The organism is Pedobacter suwonensis, from assembly GCF_900111825.1.
Taxonomy (GTDB): Bacteria; Bacteroidota; Bacteroidia; order Sphingobacteriales; family Sphingobacteriaceae; genus Pedobacter; species Pedobacter suwonensis.
This window is the reverse complement of record NZ_FOJM01000006.1, coordinates 204,214-222,705: the sequence shown is the minus strand read 5'-3', so window position 1 is coordinate 222,705 and position 18,492 is coordinate 204,214. Positions and strand designations below refer to the sequence as shown.

Sequence of the window (18,492 nt, the reverse complement as noted above, 5' to 3'; positions counted from 1 at the left end):
TAAAAATACGAATTTATATTTTATTTCCTAATTTCTGCGCCAGCTTGTGCCGTTAAATTCGTAATAAGCTTCTGCATGGTATGCTCAATCTGCTTATCGGTAAGGGTTTGTTCCTCATCCTGCAAGATGAAATTCAGTGCATAAGATTTTTTCCCTTCCGGCAATTTATCACCAACATACACGTCAAACACCCCCACTTCCTTAATCAGCTTTTTATCCGTTTTAAATGCAATCCCCTTTAAGGTATCGAAAGTTACATTTTGGTCAATTAATAAGGAAAGATCACGACGTACCTGCGGATATTTAGCAACATCTTTGTGCACGATTTTATTTTTCCTTACAATATCCAACAAAACAGCCCAATCAAAATCCGCATAAAACACTTCTGTATTCACATCAGCTACTTTACGATCAGCTTTTGAAACAGCACCGAAACTTACCAAAGTTTTATCTCCACGGAAATATTTAATTCCATAAGCAAAGTTTTCATCGTTTAAAACATCCGACTGATAACTGGCAATCCCCAAACGTGATATAACTGCATCAACAGCTGATTTTAAATTATAAAAAGTTGCCGGTTTAGCCTGGTGGTTCCATTGCTCACTTTGCTTGGCACCAGCAATCAATAATAACAACCTTGGCCGCTCAACATACTTTTCGTTAATCAAATGATAGGTTTTACCAAATTCATAAAACTTCACATCCGAGTTCTTCCGGTTTTGATTGTATGCTACACTTTCCAGCGCCGGCATCAGTAAATTCTGGCGCATTACATTTAGATCACTGCTTAACGGATTTAAAATAAATACAGCTTCATCTAAATTTTTTGAATAGGCCGATTTGGTTAACGAGTTGCACATAATCTCAGCATAACCATTCGCGGTAAGCATATCTGCAATTACGTTATGTGTATTTTCCTTTTCAGGCTTAACACTGTAAGAAAGTGATGCGTTTACCTTTGAAGGGATTTCAACATTGTTATAACCGTAAATACGCAGAACTTCTTCTGTAATGTCGCATTCGCGGGTTACGTCTACTTTAAATGATGGCACCCTTAAAGCCAAAGTATCCTCAGCGGTATTGGTAGCGGAAATACCTAACGCAGTTATGATGTGTTTGATTTCGGCAGATGGGATATTTGCACCGATCAGTTTATTGATATTGGTATAACTTACCTCAAACTCAAAGGGCTTGATGTGGTTTGGATAAATATCAGCAACCGGAGAGGAAATTTCGCCGCCAGCCAGTTCTTTAATCAACATGGCTGCATATTTTAATGCGGTAACCGTAATCTCAGGATCAGTACCACGCTCATACCGGAAAGAGGCATCGGTTTTTAAACCATGTCTTTTCGACGTTTTACGCACAGAAACAGAATTGAAGTAAGCACTTTCGAGGAAAATATTTTTGGTACTCGTATCTACACCAGAAGATTTGCCACCAAACACCCCTGCAATGCACATTGGTGCTTCAGCATTGCAGATCATCAGATCATCTGCACTCAACTTTCGCTCCACATCATCAAGCGTTACAAAAGGAGTTCCTTCTTCCGCTTTTTTAACGATTACTTTTCCACCGGCAACTTTATCAGCATCAAATGCATGTAATGGTTGCCCCAAACCATGAAGCACATAATTGGTAACATCTACCACATTATTAATCGGACGTACACCAATTACCTTTAATTTGTCTTTTAACCAGTCAGGCGATTCTGCTACGGTAACGCCCGAAATGGTAACGCTACTATAACGCGGACAAGCGGCCAAATCTTCTACTTCAACCGGAATAACCAGATTTTCGTTGTCCGTTTTGAATGCGGAAATATCGGGCATTTCATACTCACTCCTGAAATAAGCAGCAACATCTCTCGCCACGCCCAAATGCGAAGCCGCATCGGCACGGTTAGGTGTTAATCCGATTTCGAAAACAAAATCGTCATCCATTTTAAAATGATCTTTTGCACGGATTCCAACTTCGGTATCTTCAGCAAGGATCATAATCCCATCATGCGATTTACCCAAACCGATTTCATCTTCGGCACAGATCATTCCCTGCGAAAGTTCTCCTCTGATTTTTGATTCTTTTATCTTGAAAGGTTCTCCCTCTAAGGGATATACCGTAGTACCCACGGTAGCTACCACCACTTTTTGGCCGGCGCCTACATTTGGCGCACCGCAAACAATCTGAAGATTTTCTTTACCACCAACATTTACAGTGGTAATACGTAACCGATCGGCATTGGGATGCTGAATACAGGTTAATACTTCGCCAATAACCAAGCCCTCTAAACCGCCCACAACAGGCTGCACTTTTTCTACACTTTCTACCTCCAAACCTACATTGGTAAGAATTAAAGAAAGCTCCTGAGGTGTTTTTTCAATTTGTACGAATTGCTTTAACCAGTTATATGATATTTTCATTTTAGAGAATCAAGTAATGAGTATCAAGTATCGGGACAAGCCCGGATGATGATCAATTTTATTAAAACGCAAAGATATTATTTAAAGGTCAAAGGAGGAAGTTAATTATTGAGATTTGAGACTGGAGACGTGAGATATGAGATGTGAGACTGGAGATGTGGGATATGAGACATAACAAAACCTAAAAATGGTGCAAACACACCAAAAAGTAACTAATGGCCGATTTTCAGATTGGATAGAATGACCGCACATGCCCCTGCTCCTATTACCAGCATAATAACCGAAGCGATAACTAACTGAATTCCAGGTTTAACGGGCTGATTTCTTACAGCTTTTATAATAATCTGCACAATGCCAATTACAAACAACAAAACCGCAATTACCCAATATACAATAAAAATTCCCATACGCTTGTTTTGAGATTAACTGTTAAAAAGCAATACGGCACAAGCACCAAAACCAATTACAGCCATTATTACCGAAATAATAAGCAGTTTCAATCCTGGTTTCACCGGTTCGTTCCTGGAAGATTTAATGATAATCTGAATGATCCCCACTACAAAAAGTACAATTGCAGTAAGAATGTAAATCACAAATAAGCCGAATAAACCATCCATATTAATTCATATTTAATTTTTCCCTGATCAGATCTATTTTATTATCGCGGTAAAAAATATTCATGGTCTCGAAAGGCACCATTTTATATTTATCGCTTACAATGTGCACACAAGATTTTTTGACTGCCCGCACATCAAAATCAAGCGGATCCATAAAATTCATGATAATGATCCGAAATAAATTATCGTAACTCAAACTATCTGATTTTACTCTTGGCAGGCAGCACATCAATTCGCCAAAAGTGTCTTCTGCACAATCGACCGAAACACCTGTGCTAAACAAGTTGAGCATATGTTCTTTCAATTTTTCATCATGTTCGAACACGATGGTATTTTTCGAATTATTGAGCAAATCTTCAGGATTGATCAGATGTGTCATCGGGATGACTTCATCGCCGATTTTTAAAGCATAAGCCATACATAATGCATCAGGATTGCAGGGTACGGGAATCAAATCCTGTGGGGTGAAGGTTGGATATTGCTCATAAATCTTTCTGCGCACCTCGGTTAAGGTGATCCTTCCCTGCTGATCATTATAATCATCGTTTCTTCCGGCAACCTGGGTCGGTTGGAAAGTAACCCCACGTACACATTTCTGTTTGAGCGCATAATCTAAAATATCGCCAATTTCATGATCGTTTAATCCTTTTTGCAAAGTAACAACCAAGGTGGTCGATACATTAAACTGATTTAAATGATCAATGGCTTTTTTCCTTACCTCAGTAAGGTCTTCGCCTCTTAGCTTGGTCAACACATCAGCATTAAAACTATCAAACTGCAGGTAAATTTCGAAATCGGGCATATAAGTGGCTAGCTTTTCCACAAAATTGATATCCTTGGCAATCCTGATACCGTTGGTGTTCACCATTAAATGTTTTATAGGTTTAGTTTTGGCGAGATCTAAAATCTTAAAAAACTCAGGGTGCACGGTTGGTTCTCCGCCTGACAGCTGAACCACATCAGGTTCGCCTTCGTTGGCCACTACCACATCCATCATCCGCTCTATTTCCGCCAAAGTTCGGTGCCTGCCATAATTTGGTGACGACATGGCATAACAGGTTGGACAGGCCAGGTTGCAACGATCGGTAACCTCTATTACCGTTAAACACGAATGCTGTTCATGATCGGTACACAAACCACAATCGTAAGGACAACCGTAATGCACTTTGGTATTAAACTTAAGTGGCATTTCAGACTGTTTATTGTAATTCCTGATCTGTTTATAATATTCAACATCATCAGCAATCATCACTTTACTATCACCATGTGTCCTACAATTTTTCAGCATAAACACCTTACCATCCTGAAAAACAATTTTCGCATCGCAAAGCTGTAAACATTCAGGACAAAGGCTTTTGGTGTAATCGTAGTATATATAATCTCTGGTATTGGCCATCATGTTACAGGTTAGGTAAGATTCTTTTAGAAATTCTAAAAATGAATCTATAATAATAAATAAAAATAAACAATGCAGACCAATGAATGCTGCTTAAATTTAAAAATAACGAATGGTAAGGCTTTATAAACTCTATCAAAAACCTAAATAAGAAATAAAGCACCATAAATAATTTAAAACGGTCGCCGTTAATCAATTCCTTATGTTTCAAACCGTTGAAAAGAAAAATCAAAAGTACCAGATAAATCATTTCATAGAGCATGATCGGATGTCTGGGTATACCGTCACCAAGATCCATCCCCATAAAAAAGCGGGTAGGAATACCATAGGTCGGTTCATCGATTCCCATTGAAAAGCAACCGATCCGCCCTATAATCAATGCAACTAAAATCGGGATCACGTAAACATCTCCCGAGGCGATATTTACTCCGATGATCTTTTTTATCAGTTCGACACCAAATAAGCCGCCAAGCAAACCGCCAACAATGGTTTTACTTTGATAAAGAACCGAAAACGTAAGATGATTGACTACTTCTGGCGTTTCCAGCACGGCCACTACCCGCGAGCCAACCAGGGCACCAAGCATGGCCCCTAACATAATCCATAATCTGTTTTCGTCAGATATCGGATCTGCAATTCCTTTTTTATAATGGTAATATAACCTCACGCCGATGATAAAAGCGAGGGTTTCGAAAATGTAATGATAATGGTATTGATGACCAAAAAGCCCGAATTGAAAAGGAAATGGTGATACAGATTTTAACAGCATCTATTAAAAGAATAACCGGCAAAAAACAGGTAAATGATCTGAATAATACCTTTTATCCTTACTATCGGTTAACACGGCAAACTTTTGCACTTTAAAACCTTTGTTTACGAAAACATAATCGATCCTGTCTTTCAGGTCGCTATCGAAATGAAAACCATTAAAGGTACCAGTTGGCCCATATGGAGGCTCTACAGAAACGTCTTTTGCATCAATGAGAAAAGATTTGATGGTTGCAATGGCCTCCGTTTCTGGCGTCACGTTTAAATCACCCGTAAAAATAACCGGTAAATTTGGTGCAATCTGCTGTATCTTTTGTTTCAACAATTTAGCTGATTCAATTCTCGCTTTCACCCCAATATGATCGTAATGGGTATTGAAAACGATAAATTCCTTTTTATTCAGCTTATCGTAAAGTTTTACCCAGCTACACACGCGGTTGAGTGCAGCATCCCATCCTTTTGAAGGCACATCAGGCGTTTCTGATAACCAGAATGTACCACCATCTTTTTTAGTGAAACGGTCTTTATCAAAATAAACTGCCGAAAATTCTCCTTTTCTTTTGCCGTCATCGCGCCCAACCCCCACTACATCAAAATTGGAATTTTCCAGCAGGGCATCAAATTGTTCAGGCAGGGCTTCCTGTACGCAAAGGATATCGGCATCGTGAAACTTAACCAGGGCTTTGACATTGTCTTTTCGGTTTGGCCAGGCATTGATTCCATCTGATGCAACATTTAAGCGGATATTATAGGTAATGAGATTAATTGGAACGCCTTTTTTCTGAGCAAAAGCCGCAATGGTTAATAAAAGAAAAATAGGGATGATTTTTAAAGCATTCATAAAATGTAATTTCACTGTTTAATTAATAAGGTGAATTGTACCACCTATTTCTGAGCCGCTATTATACTATTTTAACTTTAATTGCAGCTTAACATCCAAATATCTTTTAAATTAAATCTTCGTCTCTGTAACTATAATAGCGGTTATTGGCAAAAATCAGGTGATCGACCACATACAAACTCAACAAATTACCTGAAGCGACCATATCTCTGGTCAATTTATCATCACTCTCGCTGGGCTTTAAATTTCCGGAGGGGTGATTATGTGCCAACACAATATTAGCCGCATTGTTTTCTAAAGCCGTTTTAAAAATAATTTTCGGATCGGCTACCGTACCAGCCTGTCCGCCTTTGCTGATCAAGAATTTACCGATCACGCGGTTGGACCTATTTAACAGTAATATCCAGAATTCTTCATGATTGAGATTGGCAAAGGTTTGATGCAAATATTTATATACATCGTTAGAGGTCGTTACATGCGTAATCACTTCCTCTGTGGTTTCTTTCCGTCGTAAGCCAAGCTCTAAAGCAGCAATAATCGTTAATGCTTTGGCTTCACCGATTCCTTTAAACCTCGAAAGTTCCAGAATGGAAGCCTTACCCAGCTTGGTTAAATTGTTATCGTAAAAAGATAAAATTCTTTTACTTAAATCAACAGCGGTTTCGTTTTTATTACCAGAGCCAATTAAAATGGCGATGAGTTCAGCATCCGTTAAATGTCTTCTGCCATGCAACAAAAGTTTTTCACGGGGCCGATCTTCTTCAGCCCATAACTTTATACCTAGCTTCTGTTCGTAGTTTTCCATTTTTGAAGATAAAAAAAGGCATCCTAACTTATCGTTGGGATGCCTTCCTAATATCGTAAAAAAATGGCTTATTTTAAACCGTTAACGAATTTCGTTAATTTTGATTTGTTATTTGCCGCTTTATTTTTATGGATGATGTTCTTTTTAGCTAAACGATCTAACATAGAGATTACTTTAGGCAATAAATCCGATGCAGATTTTTTATCTTCTGCAGCACGTAATCTTTTAATGAAAGTACGCGTAGTTTTTGCCTGATATCTGTTACGTAAACGTTTTGTTGCGTTTGCTCTAATTCTTTTTAATGAAGATTTATGATTTGCCATTTCTATTTAGCCTTTTATTTTTCTTATTCGTTTCCTATAATTCGGGTTGCAAATATAGGATTAATGTTTTTAAATCACAAAACACTTTTAACTTTTTTTTCATTAAAACCAAACCCTGTTTTCGAACAGCAAAAATAAGTTAAAATTATTCATTAATAATACTTTAACCTGATTGAATAAAAATTCTTTTACATAGAGAAAACAGTCTTAAAAATACTATTTTTGGGCAAAACGATTTTGAGTGAAAAAGAGAATAGCCATCTTTGCATCAGGTTCCGGCTCTAATGCCCAAAAGCTGATGGAGCATTTTAAGCGGAGCAATGAAATAGAAATATCTTTGGTGTTAACGAACAATGCCGATGCATATGTATTGCAAAGAGCTGATAATTTTGAAATTCCCACCCATATCTTCGATCGAAATGAGTTCTACCAAACCGATGAGGTAGTAGACCTGCTGAAAAATCTTGAAATTGATTTTATCGTGCTGGCAGGTTTCCTTTGGCTGATTCCTAAAAACCTGATCCATGCTTATCCAGGCAGAATTGTGAATATCCACCCTGCAATCCTTCCTAAATTTGGCGGAAAGGGCATGTATGGCGACCATGTTCACCAGGCGGTAATGGCTGCTGGCGAAACTGAAGGCGGAATAACCATTCATTATGTTAACGAAAATTACGATGAAGGCGAGTACATTCACCAGGCCCGCTACCGGATAGACAAAAACGACAGTCTGGAAATGATAAAATTTAAGGGACAGCAACTGGAGCACCTGCATTATCCGCGCGTGGTGGAAAGCATTGTCAAAAAAATCAGCAAATAGTTAAGATGTTAAAGCATTAACACAGTACTGGTAAAAGATCCGAATTAACACTGTTTTTAATGTGATACATCATTAATTGGCCGCAACATGTTTCTTACATTCTGGAAACTACCCTGCCTTATTGATCATCCGCCTTTTACCGAATTATACTCAAATTTATAATTTGTAAGTGCCAGCAACAGGCAACAATTGCTTTTTGTTTGTCGTCTTAAAAGACGATTAATGACCAATCGCATTTAAAACCGAGTCTTTCTTTCCGGCAAATCCTACCGCACCTTCTATAAAAGAGTAGATAAGCATGAACGATGCAATCTGCTATTTAAACAATCAAAAATCTCGCTGAGAACTGAAAAATTTCAAAGCGGGCTTTCGATAATGGATTCAATTACCCCGATCAACTAATCCAATTAAAAATTGGAAACACAACCTCTTTAATGTTTAGCGCTTTTATTTAAAACATTAACGAATGTAAGTTCAACTCTACCATATATCAATTCCCCCTTGTATCGGTGTTCCTTTTTAGGGAAGTTTAAATGTGGTTAAGCAATAACGCGTGCTTGCTTCCAAATCACAAAATGAAATAGGCTATGTATATATTTTTTGTAGACGTACAAATCATATTAATAAAGCTTATAAGCAAAAGCCCAAACGCCAGGGTGAGATGGCGTGTTTACCTAATCAATAAAACTGTATAAAATGAAAAACTTAAAAGGAATGCAGAAGAGCCTTTCTTCTTTGGAAAACAAAAGACTCCAAGATTTAAGCACAGTACAAGGTGGTTTGTATCTTATCAGATCAAACGTTGCCTGTCCGGGCCAATACCCAAGTGAAACTGTGGAATATGACGCTTACGAAAGCAATGGCGGCAAGTATATCGGAAGAACATGTCAATCTGCTGTTTCAGCCCCAAGTTCTGACATAGGAAACTGGAACGGCGCTAACTAAGCAAATTCAAGTTAAGCCTTAACTCGTGTCATTTATAAACGACTGGGTTTTAACAGGAAAATGTACAAAATCTGCAGAACAGGATTTTGGATTCTGCTCACAATAAAAACTAGTAAAATGAAAAACTTAAAAGGAATGAAGAAAGATTTTTCTTCACTTGAAAACAAAAAACTTACTGATTTATCTTCAACCAACGGCGGAAGAGCAATGGGAGGCTACACCTCTATTCAATCCAATGTGTTTGTGGGTGAAGGATGTATAGAGTATGATCACTATGAGGGACCGAATGGTACAGGTGGATATATTTACAGGGAAATCCGTCGTCTTGCACCTGGTGAACCTGTTCACAACTACTAAAATTGTTTAAATGTAATTTCTGCTATCACTTCTGCAGAAATTACATTTAATCAAATCCTATGAAAAGATATGGGCTGCCTTCTTAACAGGGCGCCCTATCAAGATCATTCACTGGCCAATTAAATAAAGATGATTTTAATTATATCCAAGAAACAGGAGACCACCACCAATGAAGTGATCAAATGGCTTTTGGCAATGGGTAAAAAATTTATCCGGGTACAGGAAGACGAAGTTTTTGAGATCAAAACCAAAGAGAAAAGGATTTATATAGAAAGCGATAGGAACTGTTTTTACCTCGATGAAATCAGTAGTGTATGGTACAGAAGAGGAGGTTTAAAATTTAAAAATTTCCACTACGACAATCATTCGGTAAACATTCACATGCAGGAGCACCAACATTGGCTGCATGATTATGTAATCAAAACACTTGAATCCAAAAAGCACATCAATAAACAAAGCAACAGCGCTGTAAACAAACTGTTTGTATTAGAGCAGGCAAAAAAAACAGGGCTGGATGTTCCCGAATATTACCTTGCGGAGAATACGTGTGATGTGGTTTTGGATAAAACAATAATAAAGCCATTGACCGGAAATATAACGATTGACGCTTACCAGAATTATGGGGAAAGCATTATGTATACGCATGTTATCGATCGCCAGGAAGAAGATAGCTTCTTTATTACCTTTTTTCAGGAAAAAATTGAAAAGGATTTCGAAATCAGAAGCTTTTACCTGAACGGAAGATTTTTTTCCACGGCAATAATCTCTCAAAATGATGAGCGAACCAAAACCGATTTCAGAAAGTACAATCTTGAAAAACCCAACCGAAATGTCAGATACAATCTTCCTATAGAAATTGAAAGGAAAACCCGTCAATTAATGGAGTTACTGGATATAAACTGTGGCTCAATAGATTTCATAAAAAGTGAAGAGAAATTTTATTTTTTGGAGGTCAACACGGTTGGTCAATTCTTAGGAGTCAGCTCCATGTGTAATTATGGTGCAGAGAAAGCTATAGCCGAATATTTATGAGATATAAAATCGAAGATAAAAATAAGCTGCCCCTAACATTCAAATTTGTAGATGAATATAGGGGTAAAAAAAATAGTCAAAAAGGTGATGATGTGCTTTATGCTACGTGCAAGCGATATCAAACCAACTTCCTTATGCTGGTAAAACCATATAAGCCCATTAGCAGATTATTATGAGGTACTTCAACTTATTTAGCGATATCCTGATCACAAAAGGCGTTAACAGAATCTTAATTTCTGATTTACAACGTAACTATTCTGAGTTGCAGTCTTTAGAATTGAATAATATAATTGAAGAGTTAAAATCGAATTCCATTGAAGATGTATTTGCGCTTTATGATCAGGAATCAAAAGAAATGCTACAGGAATACCTGAACTTTTTAGTAGAAAAAGAGTACGGTTTTATTACTGAAAACAGTTGGGACGAAAACTTTCCACCATTACAAACGGACTTTAGCGATAGCAGCACCATCTCTAATATATTTATCGAAACTGCTGATTTAATGTTTTCGCCACAGTTGGTGCAATCTATTGAAAATTTAGGAATAAGACATTTGGTAATCTATTGTGAAAGCAAACTTTCATTGATGGATTTTTTGACATTAGAAGACACATTTAACGACTCTTGCTTAGAAAGCATAGAAATTTTTTCGTTGTACCATGAGGACGTAAATGATGATTTCGTAAAAAAACTGGATGAAAAATGTTTAAGAATCTACAGCTTGATATTCCATAAATGTGATAATGCTGCTTTCGAGGTTACAGATACTTTTAAATTCAACCTGGTTTTTACCGATCAACATTTAAAAATAAATTCTTGCGGAAAAGTAGATCTAAAATACTTTGAAACAAACATGCTGAAGGTTTTAGAAGCCATTAACCATAATTCTTGCCTTCATAAAAAAATAGGTATCGATATAAATGGCAATATTAAAAACTGTCCTGCAATGTGCAATAGCTTCGGAAACATCAACACGACCACTTTAGAAGAAGCAATCCTCCATGAAGATTTTAAAAAATACTGGAACCTAACCAAGTCCGGAATTCAGATTTGCAAAGACTGCGAGTTTCGAAACATCTGTACAGATTGCAGAGCTTTTACAGAGCAAACACATAAAAATAATGATGGCTTAGACATTTCAAAACCCTTAAAATGTGGTTACAACCCCTATACCAGCCAGTGGGAAGAATGGAGCTTAAATCCGCTTAAGCAAAAAGCAATACAAAGTTACAGCATGCAGCAATTAAACTACGATGCCTAAAAAATTCCCTTTTTATAAACAACCCGATGCAAAAGACTGTGGCCCTACTTGTTTACGTATTATAGCTAAACACTATAATAAAAGTATTCCGCTTCAGCATCTGAGAACACTTACCGAAACAACCAGAGAAGGTAGCGGCCTTCAGGGGCTTAGCAATGCAGCGGAAAGTTTAGGTTTTAGAACTTTAGGGGTTAAAATAGATTTTAAAACCCTGGTTGCAGATGCGCCTTTACCTTGCATTGTACACTGGAACAAAAATCATTATGTGGTGGTTTATAAAATTGACAAAGCCGAAAAAGTTTATATTTCAGACCCTAGCTATGGCTTAATTACTTATAAAAAAGAGGAATTTATTAAACATTGGATTGGTGAAAATGCAAACGACGAGACCGAGGAAGGCGTTGCACTTGTTCTGGAAACCAGCCCCTCATTCTATCAGGATGACTTTGAAGATGAAGAAAAGAAGACAAGTTTCGCTTTTCTATCCAGATATCTGTTAAAGTATAAATCGCTAGTTATACAGCTTGCCTTTGGCTTACTTGCCGGAAGTTTGCTATCGCTGATTTTTCCTTTTCTTACCCAAAGTGTGGTAGATGTGGGAATACAAAATCAGGATATCAATTTTATTTACCTGGTTTTGCTGGCACAGGTAATGCTCTTTATAGGTAAAATGGGTATTGATATTATCCGTAGCTGGATTTTACTGCATCTTTCTACCAGAATAAATATCTCTATCGTTTCCGATTTCTTCATCAAGTTAATGAAACTTCCCATCAGTTTCTTTGATACCAGAATGACGGGAGACATTATGCAGCGCATCAACGATCACCATAGGATAGAACAATTGCTGACAAGCTCTTCGCTAAGCACACTGTTTTCTATGGTTAACCTGATCATTTTCAGCATTGTATTGCTCATGTATGATTATCGCCTCTTTGCAGTTTATTTAATCGGCGCTATCCTATATGTGGCGTGGATTACCTTTTTCCTCAAAAAAAGAAAAGAACTGGACTACAAAATGTTCTCACAGGTTTCGCAGGAGCAGAGCACAGTAATTGAGCTTATTAACGGCATGCAGGAAATAAAAATGCATAATGCGGAGAAGCAAAAAAGATGGGGATGGGAATTTTTACAGGTAAAGTTATTTAAAATCAGAATAAAGGCCCTTTCCTTAGAGCAGTGGCAATCTGTTGGCGGTGGTTTTATCAACCAGATTAAAGATATTTTAGTAAGTTTTCTTTCAGCCAAACTGGTACTGGATGGAAATCTCACACTAGGTATGATGCTTTCTGTGCAATACATTATCGGTCAGTTAAATAGCCCCTTGTTACAATTGATCGATTTTATCAAACAGACTCAGGATGCCAAAATATCTTTGGAAAGACTTGGTGAAATTCATGATAAAAAAGACGAAGAAAGTACTGATGAGCAATATATTACAGAAATCCCACAAAAAGACATTACACTAAATAAGGTATCCTTTAGATATGTTGGCTCAGATACATTCATTTTCCAGGATTTGAATCTGGTTATCCCCTATCAAAAAACCACAGCAATTGTGGGCACCAGCGGCAGCGGCAAAACCACGCTATTAAAACTGCTTACCAAATTTTACGATCCGGAAAAAGGTGATGTTCAGATTGGCGGAGCAGACCTCAAAAGTATATCGCCCAGCCATTGGCGAAAGCACTGCGGCGTAGTGATGCAGGAAAGTTATGTGTTCAATGATACCATTGCCGATAATATCGCCATTGGCGAAGATATGATCGATAAGCAAAAACTGAGAAAAGCGGTCGAGATAGCCAATATCAAGGAATTTATTGAAGATTTACCCTTAAGCTACAACACTAAAATAGGCAACGAAGGTATTGGCATGAGCGGTGGCCAAAAACAAAGATTATTTATTGCCCGGGCAGTTTACAAAAGCCCCGATTATATCTTTTTTGATGAAGCGACGAGTGCATTGGATGCCAACAACGAAAAAATCATTATTGAAAATTTAGCGCAGTTCTTTAAGGGAAAAACTGCGGTAGTTATTGCACACCGCCTATCAACGGTTAAACATGCCGATAAGATTATTGTGCTGGATAAAGGGATAGTGGTAGAGGAAGGCAACCACCATCAACTGGTGGCAAAAAAAGGTGAATATTATCGATTAATCAAAAATCAGCTCGAACTTGGAAACTAAAAAAGATAAACTAGATGAGATACAGCTCCGTTCTGAAGCTGTTCAGGATGTATTATCAGACCCTCCACATTGGATGTTCCGCTGGGGCAATGCGGTCATACTGGGTATTCTGTTCATGATTTTGCTGATGAGTTACTTCATCAAATACCCGGAATTTGTACCCGCTACCATTGTAATAACCTCACAAAACCCGCCAGAAAAGCTTGAAGCGAGAATAGATTCTAAACTGGAAAAAATTTTGATCAAAGATCACGAACGGGTTCATAAAAATCAGGTTTTAATGGTGCTGCAATCGACTGCAAACTATGACGACATTTTGCAACTCAGCAGAATAATCGACTCAACACCTCCGGCCCAGATGGCGTCTTTTCCGGTAAATAAGGTATCAACATTTAAATTGGGCGAGCTCCAAAGCGATTATAACAGTTTTGAAAAGGCATTCCAGGACGAAAAGTTATTTGCATCACTTAAACCCTACGAACCAGAAAACAAAGCGACCGAGCAAAATATTACAGCCAACAGAAGCAGGGAACTTGCGCTAAAAAATCAAAAAAAACTGGAGCTGGCCAAATTTGAACTGATTAAGAAAAATTATCAGCGAACGTTGCAGCTTGTTAATCAAAAAGTAATCTCTACCGCCGAATTCGAAAATGAAAAAATTAAATTTATACAGGCCGAACAAAGCATACAAAACATAGAAATTTCCCTATCACAAACACAAGAAGCCATTGCAAACCTTAATAAAACCAGAAGTGGAATAAACATCAATCATGAGAAAGACAAGAGTAATTTTGCTTTACAAACCTTACAGTTATTTGAACAATTAAAAAAATCGTTGAGGCAGTGGCAGCAAAATTATTTAATCACGTCATCAACAGACGGTATCGCAAGTTTCCAGCAGTTCTGGGGCGAAAATCAATTTTTAAAACGGGGCGATGCCATATTAACCATTCTTCCGGATAATAAAAAGGCGCTCATTGGCAGGCTACTTGTGCCAGCCACCAACTCAGGTAAAATAGCACGGGGCGAAAAAGTGCTGATCAAACTGGACAATTACCGTTTTCAGGAATATGGGATTTTAGAAGGCAGCGTGCAGAACATTTCTTTCACCCCAGATGAAAAAGGAAACTACTATGTAGACGTGAACTTACCAAAAGGTTTAACCACCTCGTATAATAAAACCCTTACTTTTGACAAAGAATTAAAGGGCAATGCAGAAATTGTAACCCAGGATTTAAGGTTAATAGAACGGTTCTTATACCAAATCAGAAAGTTACTGGGATACCAAAGTTAGCGTAGAAATTTTGATCAGATAAAAAGATGATAATATAACCGCAACCAAACTTCTGCAGATTGGCAATTAACTGTTCTTCTAACATTTGCTCGCTTTGTTTAGCAATTTAATTCCAAAGTGCTTCGTTTTTCCGATCTGCCTTAAAGCCTAATGCATTTGGATCTACCGATGGGTATTTGATTAACAATTCTTTCGTTTTTAGCACAAATGAATTTTCTGGCGCTATGATATTAAGCATGTACCTGATAATAGATAAATGAAGGTACAACTTTTGTGTATCTGTTGGCACATCAATCAGCCAACGAAAAGGAGGCTTAGACAATATTTTAGGAGTTCCAGGAAGATTTTTATTCCATAATCTACTGTGATGTGCACAGTAATTTCTTATTTGTGCAATAGATTGTAACCAACTGGGAAGGTAAGTATGGTTTACGGCTCCTAATTCTTCGGCAATAACATCTTTTGATTCGACAGTATTTTTAAGATTGCCATACAGTTTAGAAAGTGAACCGAAACTGGTCATTTCTAAAGATTTCCAGGCTGGAGGAAACCTTAAATCTTCTTTATATTTCTTTTTATGTTCTTTGATGAAAATGTCTTTCGATCGGTCTATTTCCTCTTTCAAACTGGCAAGTGTTTCTACAAGAGCGCCGCTATCTTTAAATATAGCTATGTTTTGGAACCACCAGGGATCAAATTCATGAGACAAGTGGTAAATTAACTTTGTACGTAAACTAATCTCAATCTTTTCGATCGCGTCAAAAATTAAAATCCGTAGTTCCCTATCAAAATTATAAAGGTGAATAACATCTTCAAATTTACTATTTGGTTTAAATATATGCTGTTCTTTATCCAATTGCATGGGCCACCAATTGCCCGCTAAACGATAATAACTCACATGCGACAGGTAATGGGTAGCTAGGGCATGGTCTGCGATGACCAATCCCCTTTCTTTAAGTTGTGCAATGTGCTCCTCAATGGTAAATGTTTTTTTATTATAAATCATAGAGAGATAGTTTTACAACAAAAATAGAAACCCGCTAAAAAACGCTTTTAAAACCGAACCAGGGAGTTCATTTCGAAAGAATGAAAACGCTATAAAAGCAAAAGACCCGCCCTGGGACGCTGTTCTGACGGGTAGCGTGGCGAGTACTATTAGCACAAATATAGTATCTTTTTTTGGGATGATAAAAATATACTGAAATATTTTTATAAAAGTAAATACTATTCAATATAGATTAGCTTGAAAACCACTGCCATACTTTCAATATACTTTCGCCTCAAACCCAATGACCTATCGACTAGTTTATCATATTTATCATTTGGCAGAAATGAGCATTAATCAATCGAATGGAACATTTTGACTAAAAATAAGGCTATGGAAAACCTTAATTTTAGAATAATAAAACCCTACAATCTATTTATTAATTTTTCTTAGTAAAAAGTCTATACAGCCCCGCTATTCCCAATTATTAAAATAGATCTAACTCAAAGGTTTACCGTAACCCTTTAAACATTTGATCTATCAGTTTCTTTCTCTGTGTTTTTGAAGTAGCTAGTATCAACTCTACCTTAAACAAAACCGAAACAGCCGTGGCAAACCTTATTGTTTTTTTGCCTATCCAACATAATAAAAAAACCATCCGATTTTACTACCTTTGCGGCTCAAAATTTTCAGTAGAATGAGTCAATCCATTAAAATCAAAAACGCTTTAATCTCAGTATATTATAAAGATGGTTTAGAGCCATTGGTAAAATTGTTGGCCGCACAAGGGGTACAATTATTTTCTACGGGCGGAACAGAACAATTCATCAAAGATTTAAACCTTCCTGTTACGGCGGTTGAAGATTTAACCGGTTATCCATCTATTTTAGGCGGACGCGTTAAAACCTTACACCCAAAAGTATTTGGCGGAATCTTAAACCGTAGGGCGTTAACTGGCGACCAGGAGCAGATTGCCGAATATGAAATTCCTGAAATTGACCTGGTTATTGTTGACTTATATCCATTTGAAGAAACTGTAAAAGCAGGTGGAACACCTGAAGAAATTATCGAGAAAATAGACATAGGTGGTATTTCACTGATCCGTGCCGCAGCAAAAAATTTCAATGATGTGGTGATTATCGCATCAAAAAATGACTATCCTACTTTAGAAGCTCAATTGGCAGAACAGAATGGCGAAACCACTTTAGCACAGCGTAAGGCATATGCTAAAAAAGCATTCCATACTTCTTCTCATTACGATACTGCCATTTTCAATTATTTTAATACCGAAGAGCCACTTGATGTTTTTAAACAGAGTGTTACGGAAGCCAAAACTTTACGTTATGGCGAAAACCCTCATCAAGGTGGTGTATTTTATGGCGATTTAGATGCCATGTTTACCAAACTTAACGGCAAAGAACTTTCTTACAACAACCTGGTTGATGTAGATGCAGCTGTTGCTTTAATCGATGAATTTGAAGACCCAACTTTTGCCATTTTGAAACACACCAATGCCTGTGGTATTGCCTCACGTCCAACGGTTAAACAAGCATGGATTGACGCTTTAGCCTGTGACCCTGTTTCGGCTTTCGGTGGGGTACTGATCACCAACGTTGAAGTTGACCTTGAAACTGCAGAAGAAATCAATAACCTGTTTTTTGAGGTATTGATTGCGCCTTCTTATCAGGCAGAAGCAGTAGAGCTGTTCAGCAAAAAGAAAAACCGTGTTATTTTACAGCGCAATGAGGTTGAATTGAGCAAAAAACAATTTAAAACCTTATTAAACGGTGTGATTGAGCAGGATAAAGATTTAATTATCGAAGGTCCGGAGCAAATGACAACGGTTACCGATAAAGCGCCAACCGAACAAGAACTGAAAGACTTATTCTTTGCCAACAAAATTGTAAAACACACCAAATCGAATACCATTGTTTTGGTTAAGGATGATGTGTTAATTGCAAGTGGTGTGGGCCAGACTTCGCGTGTTGATGCCTTAAGACAGGCGATTGAAAAAGCGGCTTCTTTCGGTTTCAGCGTTAAGGGTGCCGCAATGGCTTCTGATGCTTTCTTCCCTTTCCCGGACTGTGTGGAGATTGCTGCCGATGCGGGAATTACTGCTGTTTTGCAACCAGGTGGATCAATCAAAGATGCAGATTCTGTTGCAAAAGCAAACGAAAAAGGTATTGCAATGGTAACCACCGGGGTAAGACACTTTAAACACTAAGAAAGGTAGAAGGTTGAGGCTTTGAAGGCGAAAGGTTATATGTCCATACCTTACCTTCACAAGAATCCGAAACTAAAAATGATGAGCTTTATCTTCACAATATTTTAATTGCCTTAAAAACAATTTAATAACAGGAGAAAATAAAACTTAAAACAATAAAAATCCTATTTTTACATTAGGAATAGTATAGATTTGATCAAATAAAGAAAACATACC

At 37.5% G+C, this 18,492-nt stretch carries 17 protein-coding genes; 8 read left to right on the top strand and 9 right to left on the bottom strand.

Annotated elements, in window-relative coordinates:
* Positions 1 to 20: 20 nt before the first annotated feature.
* The 8 genes from pheT to rpsT all read right to left on the bottom strand — a co-directional run bounded on the left by pheT (position 21) and on the right by rpsT (position 7,170).
* On the bottom strand, positions 21 to 2,420 hold the full coding sequence (gene pheT / locus BM107_RS09800; protein ID WP_090982741.1) for a phenylalanine--tRNA ligase subunit beta: 2,400 nt from the start codon (positions 2,418 to 2,420) through the stop codon (positions 21 to 23).
* A 212-nt stretch (positions 2,421 to 2,632) separates the two neighbouring features.
* Positions 2,633 to 2,827, bottom strand: coding sequence for a hypothetical protein (locus BM107_RS09795; protein ID WP_090982739.1), 195 nt, complete (start codon positions 2,825 to 2,827; stop codon positions 2,633 to 2,635).
* Between the two features lie 15 nt (positions 2,828 to 2,842).
* Positions 2,843 to 3,037 (bottom strand): hypothetical protein, encoded by a 195-nt coding sequence (locus BM107_RS09790; RefSeq protein WP_090982737.1) that lies wholly within the window; start codon positions 3,035 to 3,037, stop codon positions 2,843 to 2,845.
* Between the two features lies 1 nt (position 3,038).
* Complete coding sequence (locus tag BM107_RS09785) at positions 3,039 to 4,436, bottom strand: radical SAM protein (RefSeq protein ID WP_244278778.1); 1,398 nt, start codon at positions 4,434 to 4,436, stop codon at positions 3,039 to 3,041.
* A gap of 1 nt (position 4,437) precedes the next feature.
* Positions 4,438 to 5,202 (bottom strand): prolipoprotein diacylglyceryl transferase, encoded by a 765-nt coding sequence (locus BM107_RS09780; RefSeq protein ID WP_090982735.1) that lies wholly within the window; start codon positions 5,200 to 5,202, stop codon positions 4,438 to 4,440.
* Positions 5,203 to 5,205: 3 nt separating this feature from the next.
* A complete protein-coding gene (locus tag BM107_RS09775) occupies positions 5,206 to 6,057 on the bottom strand; it encodes an endonuclease/exonuclease/phosphatase family protein (protein WP_244278777.1) in 852 nt (283 codons plus the stop codon).
* Between the two features lie 91 nt (positions 6,058 to 6,148).
* A complete protein-coding gene (gene radC, locus BM107_RS09770) occupies positions 6,149 to 6,847 on the bottom strand; it encodes a RadC family protein (protein WP_090982731.1) in 699 nt (232 codons plus the stop codon).
* 68 nt (positions 6,848 to 6,915) lie between these two features.
* Positions 6,916 to 7,170, bottom strand: a complete 255-nt coding sequence (gene rpsT / locus BM107_RS09765; RefSeq protein WP_029277289.1) for a 30S ribosomal protein S20 — start codon at positions 7,168 to 7,170, stop codon at positions 6,916 to 6,918.
* Positions 7,171 to 7,411: 241 nt separating this feature from the next.
* Between rpsT and purN the strand changes: the two genes are divergently transcribed.
* The 7 genes from purN to BM107_RS09725 all read left to right on the top strand — a co-directional run bounded on the left by purN (position 7,412) and on the right by BM107_RS09725 (position 15,067).
* The gene (gene purN / locus BM107_RS09760) at positions 7,412 to 7,990 is read left to right on the top strand and encodes a phosphoribosylglycinamide formyltransferase (RefSeq protein ID WP_090982729.1); all 579 of its coding nucleotides are present in this window, start codon (positions 7,412 to 7,414) and stop codon (positions 7,988 to 7,990) included.
* 696 nt (positions 7,991 to 8,686) lie between these two features.
* Positions 8,687 to 8,935 carry a hypothetical protein gene (locus tag BM107_RS09755; RefSeq protein WP_090982726.1) on the top strand — a complete coding sequence of 83 codons (249 nt, stop codon included), beginning with the start codon at positions 8,687 to 8,689 and terminating at the stop codon, positions 8,933 to 8,935.
* A gap of 117 nt (positions 8,936 to 9,052) precedes the next feature.
* Positions 9,053 to 9,292 (top strand): TIGR04139 family peptide modification target, encoded by a 240-nt coding sequence (locus tag BM107_RS09750; RefSeq protein WP_145856209.1) that lies wholly within the window; start codon positions 9,053 to 9,055, stop codon positions 9,290 to 9,292.
* A 129-nt stretch (positions 9,293 to 9,421) separates the two neighbouring features.
* A complete protein-coding gene (gene gwsG / locus BM107_RS09745; RefSeq protein WP_090982722.1) occupies positions 9,422 to 10,324 on the top strand; it encodes a grasp-with-spasm system ATP-grasp peptide maturase in 903 nt (300 codons plus the stop codon).
* Positions 10,325 to 10,496: 172 nt separating this feature from the next.
* Positions 10,497 to 11,585, top strand: a complete 1,089-nt coding sequence (gene gwsS, locus BM107_RS09735) for a grasp-with-spasm system SPASM domain peptide maturase (protein WP_090982718.1) — start codon at positions 10,497 to 10,499, stop codon at positions 11,583 to 11,585.
* Positions 11,578 to 13,773, top strand: a complete 2,196-nt coding sequence (locus BM107_RS09730) for a peptidase domain-containing ABC transporter (RefSeq protein ID WP_090982716.1) — start codon at positions 11,578 to 11,580, stop codon at positions 13,771 to 13,773. Before gwsS ends, BM107_RS09730 begins: the two co-directional genes overlap by 8 nt.
* Positions 13,763 to 15,067: an HlyD family secretion protein gene (locus BM107_RS09725; protein ID WP_090982714.1), complete on the top strand. Its 1,305-nt coding sequence runs from the start codon at positions 13,763 to 13,765 to the stop codon at positions 15,065 to 15,067. The genes BM107_RS09730 and BM107_RS09725 overlap by 11 nt, the downstream gene beginning before the upstream one ends.
* Before the next feature lie 106 nt (positions 15,068 to 15,173).
* Here the strand turns inward: BM107_RS09725 and BM107_RS09720 are convergent, their stop codons facing one another.
* Entirely contained in the window at positions 15,174 to 16,073 is a 900-nt protein-coding gene (locus BM107_RS09720; protein ID WP_208864369.1) for an Abi family protein, read from the bottom strand.
* 676 nt (positions 16,074 to 16,749) lie between these two features.
* On the opposite strand from BM107_RS09720, the gene purH reads away from it, so the two are divergent.
* Positions 16,750 to 18,276, top strand: a complete 1,527-nt coding sequence (gene purH, locus BM107_RS09715; protein ID WP_090982712.1) for a bifunctional phosphoribosylaminoimidazolecarboxamide formyltransferase/IMP cyclohydrolase — start codon at positions 16,750 to 16,752, stop codon at positions 18,274 to 18,276.
* Positions 18,277 to 18,492 lie beyond the last annotated feature (216 nt).

What these genes read in the sequence shown, in the direction of transcription:
- BM107_RS09780 (WP_090982735.1), bottom strand. Translation starts at nt 5,202, where the DNA reads ATGCTGTTAAAATCTGTATCACCATTTCCTTTTCAATTCGGGCTTTTT.
- gwsG (WP_090982722.1), top strand. Translation starts at nt 9,422, where the DNA reads ATGATTTTAATTATATCCAAGAAACAGGAGACCACCACCAATGAAGTG.
- BM107_RS09790 (WP_090982737.1), bottom strand. Translation starts at nt 3,037, where the DNA reads ATGGATGGTTTATTCGGCTTATTTGTGATTTACATTCTTACTGCAATT.
- gwsS (WP_090982718.1), top strand. Translation starts at nt 10,497, where the DNA reads ATGAGGTACTTCAACTTATTTAGCGATATCCTGATCACAAAAGGCGTT.
- BM107_RS09750 (WP_145856209.1), top strand. Translation starts at nt 9,053, where the DNA reads ATGAAAAACTTAAAAGGAATGAAGAAAGATTTTTCTTCACTTGAAAAC.
- rpsT (WP_029277289.1), bottom strand. Translation starts at nt 7,170, where the DNA reads ATGGCAAATCATAAATCTTCATTAAAAAGAATTAGAGCAAACGCAACA.
- BM107_RS09730 (WP_090982716.1), top strand. Translation starts at nt 11,578, where the DNA reads ATGCCTAAAAAATTCCCTTTTTATAAACAACCCGATGCAAAAGACTGT.
- BM107_RS09755 (WP_090982726.1), top strand. Translation starts at nt 8,687, where the DNA reads ATGAAAAACTTAAAAGGAATGCAGAAGAGCCTTTCTTCTTTGGAAAAC.
- BM107_RS09785 (WP_244278778.1), bottom strand. Translation starts at nt 4,436, where the DNA reads ATGATGGCCAATACCAGAGATTATATATACTACGATTACACCAAAAGC.
- BM107_RS09720 (WP_208864369.1), bottom strand. Translation starts at nt 16,073, where the DNA reads ATGATTTATAATAAAAAAACATTTACCATTGAGGAGCACATTGCACAA.
- pheT (WP_090982741.1), bottom strand. Translation starts at nt 2,420, where the DNA reads ATGAAAATATCATATAACTGGTTAAAGCAATTCGTACAAATTGAAAAA.
- purH (WP_090982712.1), top strand. Translation starts at nt 16,750, where the DNA reads ATGAGTCAATCCATTAAAATCAAAAACGCTTTAATCTCAGTATATTAT.
- radC (WP_090982731.1), bottom strand. Translation starts at nt 6,847, where the DNA reads ATGGAAAACTACGAACAGAAGCTAGGTATAAAGTTATGGGCTGAAGAA.
- BM107_RS09795 (WP_090982739.1), bottom strand. Translation starts at nt 2,827, where the DNA reads ATGGGAATTTTTATTGTATATTGGGTAATTGCGGTTTTGTTGTTTGTA.